Below are 14,456 nucleotides of genomic sequence, written 5' to 3' on the forward strand. Positions count from 1 at the left end.
ACTCCGCCTCGCTGCGCTCGGCTCCGGTCGGGACGACGGAGATTCTGCGGGGGAAGGCATGAGCAAGGCCGGCTGGATTCGCACGCTCGTCCTGATCGCCTTCTTCGGCACGGTCGAGGCGCTGTGCCGCACCGGCGTGATCTCGCCCAAGCTGATCATCGCGCCGTCGGCCATGGTCGAATCGATGGTGAAGCTGCTGGCCTCGGGCGAGTTCAATGACGACATCCGCCAGACACTGTCGTCGGTCGGCATCGCCATGAGCCTGTCGATCGTCGGCGGCTTTGCCCTGGGCTGCGTGCTCTACTGGCTGCCGCCGCTGCGCCGCACCTTCGATCCGTTCCTCGCGGCCTATTACTCGCTACCGCACTTCGCCTTCTATCCACTGCTGATCGTGATCTTCGGCCTGGGCGCCATGCCGCTGATCGTGCTGGCGACCCTGTTCGCCATGGTGGCGATGATCATGGCGACGCTCGGTGGCCTCGACCGCATCCCGCGTGTGCTGATCAAGACTGCGCGCATGCAGCGCCTCTCGCTGCTGTCCGAGATCTGGCACATCCGACTGCCGGCGGCCGCGCCGCATCTCTTCTCCGGGCTGAAGCTCGCCGTCACCTATTCCTTCATCGGCGTCATCGCGGGCGAGTTCATCCTGTCGACCAGCGGCCTCGGCCACGAGATCGCCTTCGCCTACGACAACTTCGACAATTCGAAGATGTACGGCCTCATCCTGTTCGTGCTCTGCATCGCCACCTCCTTCAACCTGCTGGTATTCGCCTATGAGCGGCGGCTGGCGCGGCAGCGTGGCCTGTGACTGCCATCCGTTCCCTGCGCGGCCCGCTGCTGCTCACCGTCACGCTGTTGCTGGTGTGGCAGGTCTTGCACCAGTGGGCTGGGAACACCGCTCTCACCGCGCCGCTGCCAACCCTCGAGTACATGTGGGAGATGATCGGGCAGAAGCGCTTCCTGCCCCATCTCGCCGAGACCGGCCTTGCCTTCGCCCAGGCTCTGGCGATCTCCGTGCTGGGTGGTGTCGGCATCGGCGTTCTGCTGGGCGGGCACCGCCTGTCGGGAGAAGTGGCCGAGCCGATCCTGGTCGGACTCTATTCGCTGCCCAAGATCACGCTCTATCCAGTGATCCTGCTGCTGTTCGGGCTGGGCATGCCGGCCAAGGTCGCGTTCGGCGCGCTGCACGGCATCATTCCGGTGGTGCTGTTCACCATGAACGCCGTGCGCAACGTCAACCGCACCTATCTGCGGGCCGGCCGCGCCATGCGGCTCACCCCGGCCCAAACGGGCTGGCACATCCTGGTTCCCGCCACCCTGCCGGAGATTTTCACGGGGCTGCGCATCGGCTTCTCGCTCACGCTTCTGGGCACGATGCTGGGTGAGCTGTTCGCCTCGCAGCGCGGGCTGGGTTTCCTGCTGATGACGGCGATCGACCTCAACGACGTGCAGACCATCCTGTCGATCGCCGTGCTGATCTCGCTGTTCGCGGTCGGCGCCAATTCGATCCTGCTGGCAATCGATCGTCGCCTGCATCGCGGATCGGCGGCATGACCGGCATCGCCATCGCCCGCGACCTCGGCACCCCGCTGCATCACCAGATCTACCTGGTGCTTGCCGACGGTATCGCCACCGGCCGTTATGGCGCAGGTGAGCTGCTGCCGACCGAGGAGCAGCTCACCAGGCTGTTCAACGTCTCGCGCATCACTGTGCGCCGCGCAATGGCCAGCCTGCAGAGCGCCGGGCTCATCGAGCGTGGCGCGGGCCGCCGAACCACGGTCAAGCCGCTCGGCCGTCCGCTCCGCATGCCGATGGCATCGGTGATCTCCAACATTGCGGCCTATGGCGCGGAGACGGTCGCGCAGGTCGTCGAGTTCGGCTACGGCCCGGCGCCCGCTCTCCTGCGCGAGCGGCTGTGGGATGCGACCGACAAACCAGTGCAGCGCGCCGTGCGCATTCGCAGCCAGGCCGGCGTGCCGGTGATGCATCTCACCAGCTACGTGCCCGAGACGCTCGGCAGCAGCTTCACCGAGGCCGAGCTCGACCGCATCCCGATGTTCCAGCTCCTTGCCCGCGCCGGCGCGAACATCTCGGCCGGCGAGCAGATCGTGTCGGCGACGCTGGCCGAGCCGGTCGTGGCGCGGCGTCTTGACGTGAAGGTCGGCGCCGCGCTGATCGACCTGCGCAGCATGATGCTCGACCAACATGGCCGCGCCGTTGAATACGTCGAGATGCTTGCCGTGCCCGAGCGCCTCACCCTCCGTTTCGAGCTCGGTGCCGACCAGCTCGTTCCGGGTTCAAAGCAGACCAAGTCCAGAAGGAGATCGTCATGAGCCAGGCAGCCAAATTCAGTGCGATGTTGAAGAGCGGCAAGATGATCGTCGCGCCCGGCGCGATCGATTGCATCACCGGCAAGCTGATCGACCAGGCGGGCTTCGAAGCCGCCTACATGACCGGCGCAGGCACCTCGGCCACGCTCGGCTATCCCGACTACGGCCTGATCACCATGACCGAAATGGTGGCGAATGCCTCGCGCATCGCCAACTCGATCTCGATCCCGCTGATCAGCGACGCCGACACCGGCTACGGCAACGAGCTCAACATGTTCCGCACCGTGCAGGAGTTCGAGCGCGCCGGCGTCGCCGCGATCCATGTCGAGGACCAGGTGTTCCCCAAGCGCTGCGGCCATCTCGAGAACAAGGAGCTGGTCAGCCGCGAGGACTACGTCGCCAAGATCCGCGCCGCAGCAGCGGCCAAGCGCACGCCCGACTTCACGATCATCGCGCGCACCGATGCGCGCGCGGTGGCCGGCTTCGACGAGGCGATCGCGCGCGCCCAGCTCGCCCTCGCCAACGGCGCCGACGCGGTGTTCGTCGAGGCGCCACAGACGATGGAGGAGGTCGAGAAGGTGCCGGCGCTGGTCAAGGGGCCCTGCCTGCTCAACATGGTGCGCGGCGGCAAGACCCCGGACATCGCGCTCGCCGACGCCGAGCGCATAGGCTATGCGATCTCGATCCTGCCCGGCCTTCTGCTAGGCAACATCATCGCCATCTGCGACCAGACGCTCGCGGAGACGAAGCGACTCGGCAAGTATCCGCCGCCGCTGGTAGAGTCCTCCCCGGCCAAGACGTTTGCCCGTTTCGGCGCCGCCGACTGGGATGTCCGTCGCACCGCGTTCCGCGACGAGCTCAAAGCCGCCGCTGAGTAGAAAAGGACCCAAGTGATGACCGCCCCGCGGACCATGTTCGAGAAGATCTGGCAACGCCACGTCGTGGTGGACCGGCCGGATGGCTACACGCTGCTCTACGTCGACCGTCATCTGATGCATGACGGCTCCTCGCCGGCCTACACGCGCCTGAAGGCGCGTGGCATGGGCCTGCGCCGCCCCGACCGCGCCGCCGCCACGCCCGATCACTACGTGAAGACGGACAGCCGTACCAAGGACGTGCCCGATCCCGATCACCGCCGGCTGCTGAACGACATCACGACCAACTGCAACGAGGCAGGGGTCACGCTGTTCGACCTCGGCGATGCGCGGCAGGGCATCATCCATGTCGTCGGCCCCGAACAGGGCCTGAGCCAGCCCGGCATCACCTTGGTGTGCGGCGATTCGCACACCTCGACCCACGGCGCGCTTGGCGCGCTCGCGTTCGGTATCGGTTCGTCGGAAGTGACGCATGTCATGGCGACGCAGTGCCTGTGGCAGCGCAAGCCGAAGTCGATGCGCATCACCGTCGAGGGCACGCTCAGCCCGCACATCACGGGCAAGGACATCATCCTCGCCATCATCGGCAAGATCGGTGCCGCGGGTGCGGTTGGGCATGTGATGGAATATGCCGGCAGCGCGATCCGCGGCCTGTCGATGGAAGGCCGCCTCACCCTCTGCAACATGTCGATCGAGGCCGGCGGCCGCGCCGGCATGGTCGCGCCCGACGAGGTCACCTTCAACTACCTGAAAGGCAAGCCGTTCGCGCCCAAGGGCGAGAACTGGGACAAGGCGATGGCCTTCTGGAGGACCGTGCCGAGCGACGAAGGCGCGACCTTCGATACGGAGGTGACGCTGAACGCCGCGGAGATCTCCCCGATGGTGACCTGGGGCACTTCCCCTGAGGACGTGTTGTCGATCAACGGCCGCGTGCCCGATCCCGCTTCCGCGCCCGACGCCGGCAAGCAGGAGAACATGAAGCGCGCGCTGGAGTACATGGACCTCAAGCCCGGCACGCCGATGGACGGCGTCGCCGTCGACCGCGTCTTCATCGGCTCCTGCACCAACAGCCGCATCGAGGACATCCGCGCGGCGGCGGCCGTCGCCAAGGGCCGAAAGGCCAAGATCCCGGCGTGGGTCGTCGCCGGCTCGGGACTCATCAAGGAGCAGGCCGAGGCGGAAGGGCTCGACAAGATCTTCCGCGACGCCGGCTTCGACTGGCGCGAGCCCGGCTGCTCGATGTGCATTGGAGTCAACGGCGATGTCGGCACCCGCGGCCAGCGCATCGCCTCGACCTCCAACCGCAATTTCGTCGGCCGCCAGGGCCAGGGCGTCCGCACCCACCTCGTCAGCCCGGCGATGGCCGCAGCGGCGGCCGTCACCGGCCACTTCACCGATGTCCGCAAGCTGCTGGGTTAGGAGGATAAGAACATGGACGCCTTCACCACCCTCACCGCCGTCGCCGTGCCGCTCGACCAGGCCAACATCGACACCGACCAGATCATCCCGGCACGGTATCTCGGCAGGCTGCGGCCGCAGCAGATCGAGGGCTACTTCCACGACTTCCGGCTCGATCCAAACGGGCGGCCGCGCGAGGGCGTGACCCTCAACAACCCGGCTTACAAGGACGCGAAGATCATCGTCGCCAACTACAACTTCGCCTGCGGCTCCTCGCGCGAGAACGCCGTGACCGTGATGGTCGACAACGGCTTCCGCGCCTTCATCGCCCCGTCGTTCGGCGACATCTTCTTCAACAACTGCTTCCAGAACGGCTGCCTGCCGATCCGCCTGCCGGCCGATCGGGTGGCGCGCATTCGCGTCATCCTGCACGAGCTGCCGGGTGCGGAAATCTCGATCGATCTTCCGTCGCAGACGGTGGTCGGCCCTGACGGCCAGAAGGACGCCTTCGAGATCGATCCCTTCCGCAAGGACATGCTGCTGAAGGGCGCCGACGAAGTGAAGATCACCCTCGGCTACGAGAGCGACATCGCCAAGTTCGAGGCCCGGCAACGGCAAGAAATGCCCTGGCTGTAGCTCACCGAACCCTGAGCTTTGGATCAATCGCATCGCGCAGGGCATCGCCGAACAGGCTGATGCCGAGCACGGTGAGTACGATCGCCAGGCCGGGGAAGATGGCAATCCAGGGTGCCGTCGTCGCATATTCCTCGGCGCCACCCTGCAGCATCAGGCCCCAGGCCGGCACCGGCTCCTGCACGCCGAGTCCGAGGTAGGACAGCGATGCCTCGGCCAGGATCGCCTGGCCGACGAAGGCCGACAGCAGGATCAGGAACGGCGCCACGACATTGGGCACCATGTGGGCCAGCACGATGCGGGCATGGCTGAAGCCCAGCGCCCGCGCCGCGTCGACATAGGGCACCTCGCGCACCGCCAGTGCGCTTGCCCGCACGACCCTGCCGCAGCGCGGGATCAGCGGGATGGTAATGGCGACGATAACGTTGAACACGCCGGTGCCGAACACCGCGACCACCGCCAGCGCCAGGATGATCAGCGGGAAGGCCATCAGCACGTCGAGCACGCGCTGGAAGACGAGATCGAACCAGCCGCCGAAATACGCCGAGCTGACGCCCAGCACCAGACCGATCAGGCCGCCGATGATGGCGGCGCTGAAGCCCACGATCAGAGCCGTGCGCGCGCCGTACACCAGACGCGAGAAGATGTCCCTGCCGAGCTGGTCGGTGCCCAGCAGGTGCAGCCAGCTCGGCGCCTCCATCATGGCGTTGAAGTCGTTCTCCTCCGGATCGAACGGCGCGATCCAGCCGGCCAGCATGCCGGCCGCGAACATCACCAGCACCAGCACGAGCCCGAAGGTGCCGAGCGGCTGGCGCCGGCAGAACCTCCCGACGATGCGCAGCGCCGAGCGCTTGGGTTCGGACATCGCCTCGACCGGGGGCGCGGCGACAGCTTCCGGGTTGGGGACGGCGGCGGTCATGCGAAATCCCTCACGAGAAGCGGATGCGCGGGTCGAGCCAGGCATACAGCACGTCGACCACCAGGTTGCTGACCACGAAGACCGCGACGACCAGCATCACCAGCGCCTGCGCCAGTACGTTGTCCTGGTTCTGCACCGCCTGCACGAAAAGCCTTCCGATGCCGTTCAGGTTGAAGACCTGCTCGGTGACGACCAGCCCGCCGATCAGGAACGCGAATTCGATGCCGATGAGAGTCACCACAGGCAGCAGCGCGTTCTTGAGCGCATGGCGGTTGACGATGATCTGCTCGAGCAGGCCCTTGGCGCGCGCGGTACGGATATAATCCTCGCGCAGCACCTCGAGCATGGCCGAGCGGGTCATGCGCATGGTCACCGCGGAATAGCGGTAGCCAACCGTGATTGCCGGCAGCGCCACCATCGACAGGTTGCGCAACGGGTCCTTCCAGAACGACACGTAATCGATCGGCGGCAGCCACGGCTTGCCAGTCGCGAGGTAGGTGATATCGAGCACCAGCACCAGCGACATGATGCCGAGCCAGAAGGACGGCGTGGCGATACCGGCGATCGCCACCATGCGCACCACATGGTCGAGCCAGGTGTTCTCCTTGAGCGCCGAGATGGTGCCGAGCGGAATGGCGATCGCCACGGCGATCACCGTCGCCATCACTGCGATCTGGAGCGACACCGGCAAGCGGGTCAGTATCTCCTTGGAGACGGGATTGCCCGACCACATCGAAATGCCGAAGTCGAAGGTGCAGTAACTCCAGAGGAAGTGGAAAAACTGCAGGATCAGCGGCTCGTTCAGGCCGAGCTGCAGTCGGCAGGCCTCGACCGCCGCCTGGTTCACATGCGCCCCGCCGGAGCCCATGCGGATCACGCAGACGTCGCCCGGGATCAGCCGCATCAGCACGAAGACCAACGCTGCGGCTCCGACCAGCGTGGGTACTGCCAGCAGGAGCCGGGTCACGATATAGCGATGCATCCGTCCCGCTCCCGCCGCGACGGACTCACTTGTCCAGCCAGACGTTGGCGAGATCCTGGTTGAGGTAGTGGCTTGGGCTGATCTTCCAGCCCTTGACGTAGGTCCGCGCCATCACGATGCGGTACCAGTAGGGCATGACGATCCCGTGCGCCTCGGTGTCGAGCGTGTGCTTCTCGTAGGCGCGCATGGCGGCACGCTGCGCTTTCGGATCGGTCTCGAGCTGCATCTTCTCGTAGAGCTCGATCGACTTGGGGTCGTCATAGCCGCCGAAGTTCTCGGGAAAGACCTTCGCCGGCAGGTACTTGCCGGTATCGAGCACCGGGTTGACCACGCTCTGGCAGTTGGCCTCGACGACCACGTCGAAGGTGCCGCCGCGCATCGCCTGGAACCACGGGCCGGTCGGCACGACCTTCTGCTCGGCAGTGACGCCGATCTTCTTCCATTCGCCGATCAGCCAGGTGCCGACGTACTTGTACGGCTGGTCGACGTTGCGGTTGGTCAGCTCGAACTTCAGGCCCTCCACGCCCGCCTCCTTAAGCAGGCGTTTGGCCTCAGCGCGGGATTTCTCGATGTCGGGCCAGTAGCCCGCGATCTGCTGCAGCTCCTCCTTGGTGGCCGCGAGCGGCGATCCCGGGAAGACGATGCCGCCCACGGTGCGTACGGTGGCGATCTTCGACAGCGCCGGGGCACCCTTCCACTGGTCGACCGCAAGCTGCAGCGCGCGCCGCACCCGGACATCGTCGAACGGTTTCTTCTTGTGGTTGAAGGTGATGAGGTTGCCGCAGTTCCAGTCGCTTTCCTGCACGGCGATGGTGTTGCCCGCCTCCTTGACGAGCTGGTCGCGTGCCGACGGCGGCAGGCCGCGGAACTCGATGGCAGCGCGATCGCCGCGCAGGGCGTCGACCCTGACCGACTGCTTGTCGGCAAAGATTCCCTCGATCGCGTCCAGGTAGGGCTGGCCCTTGTGATAGTAATCCGGATTGCGCACGCCCCTGATCGCTTGGCCGACCTCGTAAGCCGTGAACTTGAACGGGCCGGAGCCCATGATGTTCTTCTCGTACCAGTGCGGATCCTTGGCGAGGATCTCCTTCTTGTAGATCCAGGTGAAAGGATCGGCGAGCGCCGGCAGGAAGGCCGTCGTCGCCCGCTTGAGCCGGAAGATGACCGTCGAATCGTCGGGCGCCTCGATCTTGTCGACCATGGCGTAGTAGCTGACCCGCGCGCTGATCGTGCCCTGCGGCGGGAAGACGATGCGGTTCCAGCTGTCGGCCACATCCTGCGCCGTGAGCTTGCTGCCGTCGTGGAACTTCACACCCTCGCGGATCTTGAAGGTAAAGGTCTTGCCGTCGTCGGTCGGCTTGGGCATCTCGGTGCAGAGATCGCAGACGAACTCGGTTGTCGATGCCGGATTGTCGGGCGGGACGCGGATCAGCACGCTGTAGTACGGCGCCACGGCATGCACCGTGGCGAAGGTCGTTTCGCGATGCCCGTCGAAGCTCGGCGGAGAGTCCGCTGGTATCATGTATGTCAGCGTGCCGCCTCGTTTAGGTGGTCCCTCCGCCAGCGCGGGGATCGTCGTCATCGCCGCCAGCGCAACGGTGGCAGCGCACACGCCTGTGCGAACGCTCATCGCTTCCTCCAGTTGTTGTCTTGTCTTCTCTCCCTGGTTCGCCTCGCTACAGGCCACTCAATGGCCTGGGCGTACGTCTCTCAACTCCGGCCGCACCGCCTTGCAGGAGTCGACTCCCTTTTGGGCAGCGGATGGACCATGCAACCCGATGGGGATCGACGGGACTCGGCACCCCGCCCTGGGTGGCAGGAAAGCGCGCGACGCCCAAACCGATCGCGCAGGCCCTCCAGCAGGTAGACACCCTGCGCCTGGATCGACAGGTCGGAGCGCCGGCACTGCCTCGTCACCGGCGATGAACTCTGGATCGAGCCGAAGGGCGCGGCTAATGCCGGCCAGGCCGGTCTCGACAGTAACAGTATGGGGAACGTCATCGACGGCGCGGACGCCGTCCGCACCGGTGCGAAATTCGCCATGAAGCGCCCGTACTCCAGCAATGGCGGCATACGGTCTTCCTGCGCCAGACTGACGGCAGGACGAGCGGCCATGGCGAGCGAACTCGCTGATGCGCACGTCCTGCCGCAGATCCGTCGTCTCTTCTAAAGTGAAGCCTGTTTCCTCGTCGTGCTGCCCACCTTTGGCAGGCGCAGCCTCTTTCGGGCTGCGAAAACCTTACGGGAAGCTGACAGCCGCCGCAAGCCGTTCAGTTCGAGACGCGCGGCCGCTGGGCCGCGAGCGCGATAAATGCCGAGAGGCCAGCCAGCGCCCCGAACACCGTGAGCGACAAGGTGTAGTTGCCACTCCAGTCGCGCAGCATGCCGGACAACAGCGGTCCTGCCGCCTGCGCCAGTGTCTGCACCGACAGAACGGCCCCGCGGATGGCGCCGAAGCTCTCGCGCCCGAAATAGTCGGCCCAGGCCACCGGCAGCAAGGTCATGATCCCGCCGATCCCGAGACCGAAGAAGCCCGCCGCCAGATAGGCGGCGTGGACGCTCGCTACCCCGATGAGGCCAAAAGTGCCGATCGTCAGCAGCACGGCCAGGACCGACATCGTGTAGCGCAGAGGCAATCGCCGCGGCAGGAAGCCGACGCCGAAGCTCGCCACCGCCGTCATCACCGAAAACACGCTGATCACCGTCGCGGCGGCGATCGGCGTGAGGCCGCGCTCGATCAGGTGTGCGGCCTGATGCAGGCTGACGCCGGCCTGCACCGGAAAGACCAGCACGGTGTACAGCGACAGCATCCAGAAGGCGCGTGTGCGCATGGCCTCGGCGCGGCTGAAGCGCGGTTCCGGCGCGGCCGCCTTGGCACCGGGCTTGGCTTGGTCAGGCAGAAGGCCGAGATCTTCCGGCCGACGCACCAGCAGCAACCATACCGGCAGGAAACCGATAGCCAGGACCGTCGCGCCGACCGCGATCCATCCGCTGCGCCAGCCGCCGTCGTGTATCGCGAACTGGGCGATCATCGGCAGTGCGACGAGCCCCGACATCTGCGCTACGGTCGCGATCGATGTTGCGATTGTTCGGCGCGAAACGAACCAGCTGTTCAGCGCGCCATAGAGACCGAGATCGAACGGCGCTGCCCAGACCATCCGCGCGAAGCAGAACAGCAGGTAGAACACCACGAGCGACTGCGTCAGCGACAGCGCCATGGTCGACAATCCGGTGGCGAGCACGGCGAGACACAGCATCAGGCGCGCACCATGCCGGTCGAGCATCGGGCCCAGAATCGGCGATAGGAAGGCTGCGATCAGGCCGCCGAGCGACACCGCGCCCGCGATCTCCATGCGCGTCCAGCCGAACGCCTCGGTCATCGGCACGACGAAGACCGACAGCACGGCCACCGCCGGACCCTGCCGCGCGAAGCCCGCCAGGCAGAGACAACCCAGCACGACCCAGCCGTAGTAGAAGGGCAGGCGCGGCGCGAGGAAACGGGGAAGCGGCGGGGGTTTCATCGCCGCCAGTGTAAGATGACGATCGCGCGAATACCTGCTCTCATCGCGCAACGAAGACCCTCCGACACCTCATCTCGCGGCGGCAGTCCTGAACTTCATTGGGGGAAGCAATGAACAAGACAATCCGTCTTGCTGTGTTGGCGCTGTTCATCGGCGTTGCCGCTGCGCGGGCCGAGCCGCTCACCATCGGCAGCCAGGGCAGCTCTTCATCGGCGGCAAGGATGTAAAGTCCGACACGCTCCTAGAGCTCGCAACTTGGTTGGTCTCGTGGTTGAGCAAAAATGTCGAGATGAAGTAGCCGTGAACCCCCTTCCGCCCTTCGGCACCTTCCCCGCAGACAGGGGAAGTCGAAGAAATTCATGTCTTCCTCGTCTGGAAGAACTTGCCCGGTTCCTTCGATCCGCGTGGCGGACTGCTGGCATCGTCAAGCCGGCCGGGTGATGGACGCCGGAGCCGGCGAGCAACAGGTCGCGCACTTCGCGGTCCTCGATCGGCAGCAGGCCGTCGGGCTCGCCGATACCGGACTCGGCCACGTCCTATCGAGGTCGATCGTGCCGTTGGCAACGTCGTTGCCGTAGAGCATCGACAGGATCGACTTGCGTGCCGAGGCGGATAGCAGGCCTGTACGAGGTCGGCGTCATTGTAGACCAGCCTGCCGTCGGTCACGATCATGAAGGCCGTCATTGGCAGAGTACGGAGTTCCAGTTCCAGCTCGTCCAGCGTCTCGCACGGTAGCCGGCGTCCCTGGCGGAACCCTTCTCCCAGTCGGCGCCGACCGCAGGACCCGTGGCTGCCCGCACTCCCCTCGCGCCGAGGAACGGCAGGGAGACGGCCAATGATTTGACGGCAGCGCGGCGGGTCAGCATTGTTGTTTCCTCCACGGCCGCGCTATTGTTGAGCATGTCCGCGCATGCCACCATTCCCATCATCGACCTCGGTCCCACCCTTGCCGGCGAGCCGGGCGCGTTGCAGCAGGCCGCCCGGGATCTTCGGCACGCCCTCACGGAGGTCGGCTTCTACTTCATCGTCAATCACGGGATTGCGCAGCCGCTGATCCGCGACGCCTATGAGCAGGCCGCACGCTTCCACGCGCTGCCGCTCGACGAAAAGATGAAGATCCGCATCGACAAGCACAATGTCGGCTACCTTCCGATGAAGGGCGACACCTTGCGGACGTCGGTGGTGCAGACCGTCACCAAACCCAACCTCAACGAGGCGCTGTTCATCGCCCGCGACCTGCCGGCGGACCATCCCGACGTCGTCGCCGGAAAGCGCTTCCGCAGCGCCAACCAGTGGCCTGCCGACCTGCCGGGGTTCCGCGACTCGGTGATGGGTTACTGCAATGCGATGGATCGGTTGGTGCAGAAGCTCGTGCGGCTCTATGCCGTCGCGCTCGACCTGCCGCCGGTCTGGTTCGATGCGGCATTTCAAGACTACCAGTACAAGCTGCGCATGACGCACTATCCGCCGCAGCCCGAAACGACGCCGGAAGACGAGTTCGGCATCGCGCCGCACACCGACACCAGCTTCCTGACAGTGCTCGCCCCCAACGAAGTGCCGGGGCTCGCCATCCGCAAGCGCAACGGCGAGTGGATGGATGCGCCAGCAATTCCCGACGCCTTCGTGGTGAATGGTGGCCAGCTCCTGCTGCGCTGGACCAACGACCGCTTCCTGGCGACGCCGCATCGCGCGATCAATCGCAGCGGCCGCGAACGCTATGCGCTCGCCTTCTTCTGCGACGCCACGATCGACTGGCCGATCGCCGCAGTGCCGACCTGCGTCGGCCCGGACAAGCCGCCGAAGTATCCGACGACGACCTATACTGACTACATGATCGCTTATCAGAAGCGCACCTACGACCTGCTGCAAGCCGCCGAATAGAGGAGAGAATCATGGCCGTGGTGGAAACCGAGCGTCACGGGCAAGTGCTCGTCGTGCGCATGAACCGGCCCGAGCGGCTGAATGCGCTCAACACGGAGATTCGCGGCGAGCTTGCGCAGATCTGGACCGACTTCCGTCACGACAAGGAGCTGGAGGTCGCGATCTTCACCGGCACGGGCCGAGGCTTCTGCGCCGGCGAGGACATGAAGGAATCCCTGGAGAAAGGAAAGCCTGGCGGCCAGCGTCCGGCAATCGAAGACCCGTTCATGAGCGGTGCGCTCGAGAAGCCGGTGATCGGTGCGATCAACGGCTTCGCCATGGGTGGTGGCTTCATGCTGGTCGAGCGCACCGACCTGCGGGTCGCCGTGCGCGAGGCGGTGTTCGAGGTCTCAGAAGCCAAGCGCTGGTTGCTGGGCGGTTACAATCATGGTCACGTCGCCAACCTGCCCTATCCGATCGCGATGGAGATGGCGCTGGGCTTCCGCTTTACGGCGCAGCGCTTCTACGAAGTCGGCTTCCTCAATCGCATCGTCGATGCCGCCGAATTGATGCCGACGGCGATGAGCATGGCCGAGCACCTGCTCACCCTGCCGCCCGCGTCACGGGTGAACACCGTGCACATGATGCGTCATATGCGGCCGGCCGCGAGCCCCGAGATGCAGATGCTGGCCGAGGCGCTGCACAATCACGGCGACAAGGACGACCTGATGGAATCGCGCGCCGCGTTCGCGGAGAAGCGCAAGCCCAACTTCAAGGGCTGGAAGGATCCGGCGGACCGGCACCGCCTGCCCACCCCGCAAAGCGCTCGGGCGAAATACCGCTGATCTGATGGGATCGCGCGACTCCAGTGGCGCGCTCCCGGCGAAGATATTACGGCGACAGCACGCTGCAGGAGACGTTGTTGACGAAGACGTCACTCGGCGGGCCGGAGAAGACAAGTCCCACCCGGGTGCCGCCGGCGACCGGCGCGATCAGGACATAGCTCGCCATCACGGTATTGCCGGCATTGGTGAAGCGGCAATCCAGGCTGGGGGCGAATGTGCTCGCCGAGTTGTTCTGCAGATACATCACGACCCGCCATCGCGCGCCAGGCTGAACGCTGAGCGTCGGATTGTCGATCTCGACCAGGGGCACGGTTGGGCCGGCCGTGATCGGCACCTGACCAACGACACGCACCTGCGCGTTTTGCTGGACAACCTGCCCGATCGGGACTGACTGGGCGCTTGGATTGAAGGCGCGATCCGCCGCCGTCGTCGGTGGCCCGCCACCGCCAACGTTTTCGGGCGTCCAGACCTGCCCGGTTTTGGGATCGCGGAAGGATGGGACGCCGGGTTCGGCTGGCTGGGGGGCCGCCGTCACCGAATTGCGTGGAACCTGGGCCGTGGCGGGCCAAGTAACGAACGTCGTGGCCACGATCAGCGGTAGCACGAGCGATCTCGAACTCATGCGGAAACCTCCCCGTTGCAAGCAGAACTCTACGCCGAAACGACCGCCCGGTCAGCCGCGTCGAGCGTCATCGTCTCGCCGTCACGGATCATCTCGGCAAAGCCTTCGTTGGGCACCATAACGGTCAGGCAGTAGAGCTTGTCGGGCCCGACATTCTCGACCACGTGGTCGAAGCCCGGCGGCAGCATCAGCGCGTCGCCCTTCTCCATGTCGAAGATCTCGCCGTTGCAATGGGCTTTCCCGCGGCCGCTCAACACATAGAACATCTCGTGCGCATGGCCGTGGTGGTGGCGCGGAGTCTTGCCGCCGACATCGAAGATCTCGACAACCGAGATGAAGGGCGACTTGTCGGCCAGTGGATCGACCAGCATGACGAACTTGTTGGTGTCGGCCGGCTTGATGCGCGAGGTGCGGCAGTCGAGGGCGCGGCGTAGCAACGGCTTGTCCATGGGAGGTCCCCTCCGGCGGAAT

Annotated in this window: 15 protein-coding genes; 9 read left to right on the forward strand and 6 right to left on the reverse strand. The window is 65.6% G+C overall.

Features of this window, described 5'->3' with window-relative positions:
• The first annotated feature begins 58 nt into the window (after nt 1-58).
• The 6 genes from ACQY8M_RS37155 to leuD are packed head-to-tail and all read left to right on the forward strand — an operon-like array spanning nt 59 to nt 5,239.
• The gene (locus tag ACQY8M_RS37155) at nt 59-808 is read left to right on the forward strand and encodes an ABC transporter permease (protein WP_428667388.1); all 750 of its coding nucleotides are present in this window, start codon (nt 59-61) and stop codon (nt 806-808) included.
• Nucleotides 805-1,554: an ABC transporter permease gene (locus tag ACQY8M_RS37160; protein ID WP_428667390.1), complete on the forward strand. Its 750-nt coding sequence runs from the start codon at nt 805-807 to the stop codon at nt 1,552-1,554. Before ACQY8M_RS37155 ends, ACQY8M_RS37160 begins: the two co-directional genes overlap by 4 nt.
• On the forward strand, nt 1,551-2,333 hold the full coding sequence (locus tag ACQY8M_RS37165; RefSeq protein ID WP_428667392.1) for a GntR family transcriptional regulator: 783 nt from the start codon (nt 1,551-1,553) through the stop codon (nt 2,331-2,333). Before ACQY8M_RS37160 ends, ACQY8M_RS37165 begins: the two co-directional genes overlap by 4 nt.
• Complete coding sequence (locus tag ACQY8M_RS37170) at nt 2,330-3,208, forward strand: isocitrate lyase/PEP mutase family protein (protein ID WP_428667394.1); 879 nt, start codon at nt 2,330-2,332, stop codon at nt 3,206-3,208. Before ACQY8M_RS37165 ends, ACQY8M_RS37170 begins: the two co-directional genes overlap by 4 nt.
• Before the next feature lie 15 nt (nt 3,209-3,223).
• Nucleotides 3,224-4,624 (forward strand): 3-isopropylmalate dehydratase large subunit, encoded by a 1,401-nt coding sequence (gene leuC / locus ACQY8M_RS37175; protein ID WP_428667396.1) that lies wholly within the window; start codon nt 3,224-3,226, stop codon nt 4,622-4,624.
• A gap of 12 nt (nt 4,625-4,636) precedes the next feature.
• The gene (leuD, locus tag ACQY8M_RS37180) at nt 4,637-5,239 is read left to right on the forward strand and encodes a 3-isopropylmalate dehydratase small subunit (protein ID WP_428667398.1); all 603 of its coding nucleotides are present in this window, start codon (nt 4,637-4,639) and stop codon (nt 5,237-5,239) included.
• 1 nt (nt 5,240) lies between these two features.
• Here leuD and ACQY8M_RS37185 read toward each other — a convergent pair whose 3' ends face one another.
• From ACQY8M_RS37185 to ACQY8M_RS37200, 4 genes are all read right to left on the reverse strand, one after another.
• The gene (locus ACQY8M_RS37185) at nt 5,241-6,155 is read right to left on the reverse strand and encodes an ABC transporter permease (RefSeq protein WP_428667400.1); all 915 of its coding nucleotides are present in this window, start codon (nt 6,153-6,155) and stop codon (nt 5,241-5,243) included.
• 10 nt (nt 6,156-6,165) lie between these two features.
• Nucleotides 6,166-7,137, reverse strand: coding sequence for an ABC transporter permease (locus ACQY8M_RS37190; protein WP_428667402.1), 972 nt, complete (start codon nt 7,135-7,137; stop codon nt 6,166-6,168).
• Nucleotides 7,138-7,162: 25 nt separating this feature from the next.
• Nucleotides 7,163-8,767 (reverse strand): ABC transporter substrate-binding protein, encoded by a 1,605-nt coding sequence (locus ACQY8M_RS37195; RefSeq protein WP_428667404.1) that lies wholly within the window; start codon nt 8,765-8,767, stop codon nt 7,163-7,165.
• A 640-nt stretch (nt 8,768-9,407) separates the two neighbouring features.
• On the reverse strand, nt 9,408-10,658 hold the full coding sequence (locus ACQY8M_RS37200; protein ID WP_428667406.1) for an MFS transporter: 1,251 nt from the start codon (nt 10,656-10,658) through the stop codon (nt 9,408-9,410).
• Between the two features lie 440 nt (nt 10,659-11,098).
• On the opposite strand from ACQY8M_RS37200, the gene ACQY8M_RS37205 reads away from it, so the two are divergent.
• The 3 genes from ACQY8M_RS37205 to ACQY8M_RS37215 all read left to right on the forward strand — a co-directional run bounded on the left by ACQY8M_RS37205 (nt 11,099) and on the right by ACQY8M_RS37215 (nt 13,363).
• The gene (locus tag ACQY8M_RS37205; RefSeq protein WP_428667408.1) at nt 11,099-11,236 is read left to right on the forward strand and encodes a hypothetical protein; all 138 of its coding nucleotides are present in this window, start codon (nt 11,099-11,101) and stop codon (nt 11,234-11,236) included.
• A gap of 322 nt (nt 11,237-11,558) precedes the next feature.
• Nucleotides 11,559-12,539 (forward strand): isopenicillin N synthase family dioxygenase, encoded by a 981-nt coding sequence (locus tag ACQY8M_RS37210; protein WP_428667410.1) that lies wholly within the window; start codon nt 11,559-11,561, stop codon nt 12,537-12,539.
• 11 nt (nt 12,540-12,550) lie between these two features.
• On the forward strand, nt 12,551-13,363 hold the full coding sequence (locus tag ACQY8M_RS37215; RefSeq protein ID WP_428667412.1) for an enoyl-CoA hydratase/isomerase family protein: 813 nt from the start codon (nt 12,551-12,553) through the stop codon (nt 13,361-13,363).
• 46 nt (nt 13,364-13,409) lie between these two features.
• Here the strand turns inward: ACQY8M_RS37215 and ACQY8M_RS37220 are convergent, their stop codons facing one another.
• Nucleotides 13,410-13,985: a hypothetical protein gene (locus ACQY8M_RS37220; protein ID WP_428667414.1), complete on the reverse strand. Its 576-nt coding sequence runs from the start codon at nt 13,983-13,985 to the stop codon at nt 13,410-13,412.
• A gap of 29 nt (nt 13,986-14,014) precedes the next feature.
• Nucleotides 14,015-14,434 carry a cupin domain-containing protein gene (locus ACQY8M_RS37225; RefSeq protein ID WP_428667417.1) on the reverse strand — a complete coding sequence of 140 codons (420 nt, stop codon included), beginning with the start codon at nt 14,432-14,434 and terminating at the stop codon, nt 14,015-14,017.
• Between the last annotated feature and the right edge of the window lie 22 nt (nt 14,435-14,456).

The sequence above is a fragment of the Reyranella sp. genome, assembly GCF_965279465.1.
Taxonomy (GTDB): domain Bacteria; phylum Pseudomonadota; class Alphaproteobacteria; order Reyranellales; family Reyranellaceae; genus Reyranella.

Coding starts and splice junctions, on each gene's coding strand:
- ACQY8M_RS37155 (WP_428667388.1), top strand. CDS start 59: ATGAGCAAGGCCGGCTGGATTCGCACGCTCGTCCTGATCGCCTTCTTC.
- ACQY8M_RS37165 (WP_428667392.1), top strand. CDS start 1,551: ATGACCGGCATCGCCATCGCCCGCGACCTCGGCACCCCGCTGCATCAC.
- ACQY8M_RS37170 (WP_428667394.1), top strand. CDS start 2,330: ATGAGCCAGGCAGCCAAATTCAGTGCGATGTTGAAGAGCGGCAAGATG.
- leuC (WP_428667396.1), top strand. CDS start 3,224: ATGACCGCCCCGCGGACCATGTTCGAGAAGATCTGGCAACGCCACGTC.
- leuD (WP_428667398.1), top strand. CDS start 4,637: ATGGACGCCTTCACCACCCTCACCGCCGTCGCCGTGCCGCTCGACCAG.
- ACQY8M_RS37185 (WP_428667400.1), bottom strand. CDS start 6,155: ATGACCGCCGCCGTCCCCAACCCGGAAGCTGTCGCCGCGCCCCCGGTC.
- ACQY8M_RS37190 (WP_428667402.1), bottom strand. CDS start 7,137: ATGCATCGCTATATCGTGACCCGGCTCCTGCTGGCAGTACCCACGCTG.
- ACQY8M_RS37195 (WP_428667404.1), bottom strand. CDS start 8,767: ATGAGCGTTCGCACAGGCGTGTGCGCTGCCACCGTTGCGCTGGCGGCG.
- ACQY8M_RS37200 (WP_428667406.1), bottom strand. CDS start 10,658: ATGAAACCCCCGCCGCTTCCCCGTTTCCTCGCGCCGCGCCTGCCCTTC.
- ACQY8M_RS37205 (WP_428667408.1), top strand. CDS start 11,099: ATGGACGCCGGAGCCGGCGAGCAACAGGTCGCGCACTTCGCGGTCCTC.
- ACQY8M_RS37210 (WP_428667410.1), top strand. CDS start 11,559: ATGTCCGCGCATGCCACCATTCCCATCATCGACCTCGGTCCCACCCTT.
- ACQY8M_RS37215 (WP_428667412.1), top strand. CDS start 12,551: ATGGCCGTGGTGGAAACCGAGCGTCACGGGCAAGTGCTCGTCGTGCGC.
- ACQY8M_RS37220 (WP_428667414.1), bottom strand. CDS start 13,985: ATGAGTTCGAGATCGCTCGTGCTACCGCTGATCGTGGCCACGACGTTC.
- ACQY8M_RS37225 (WP_428667417.1), bottom strand. CDS start 14,434: ATGGACAAGCCGTTGCTACGCCGCGCCCTCGACTGCCGCACCTCGCGC.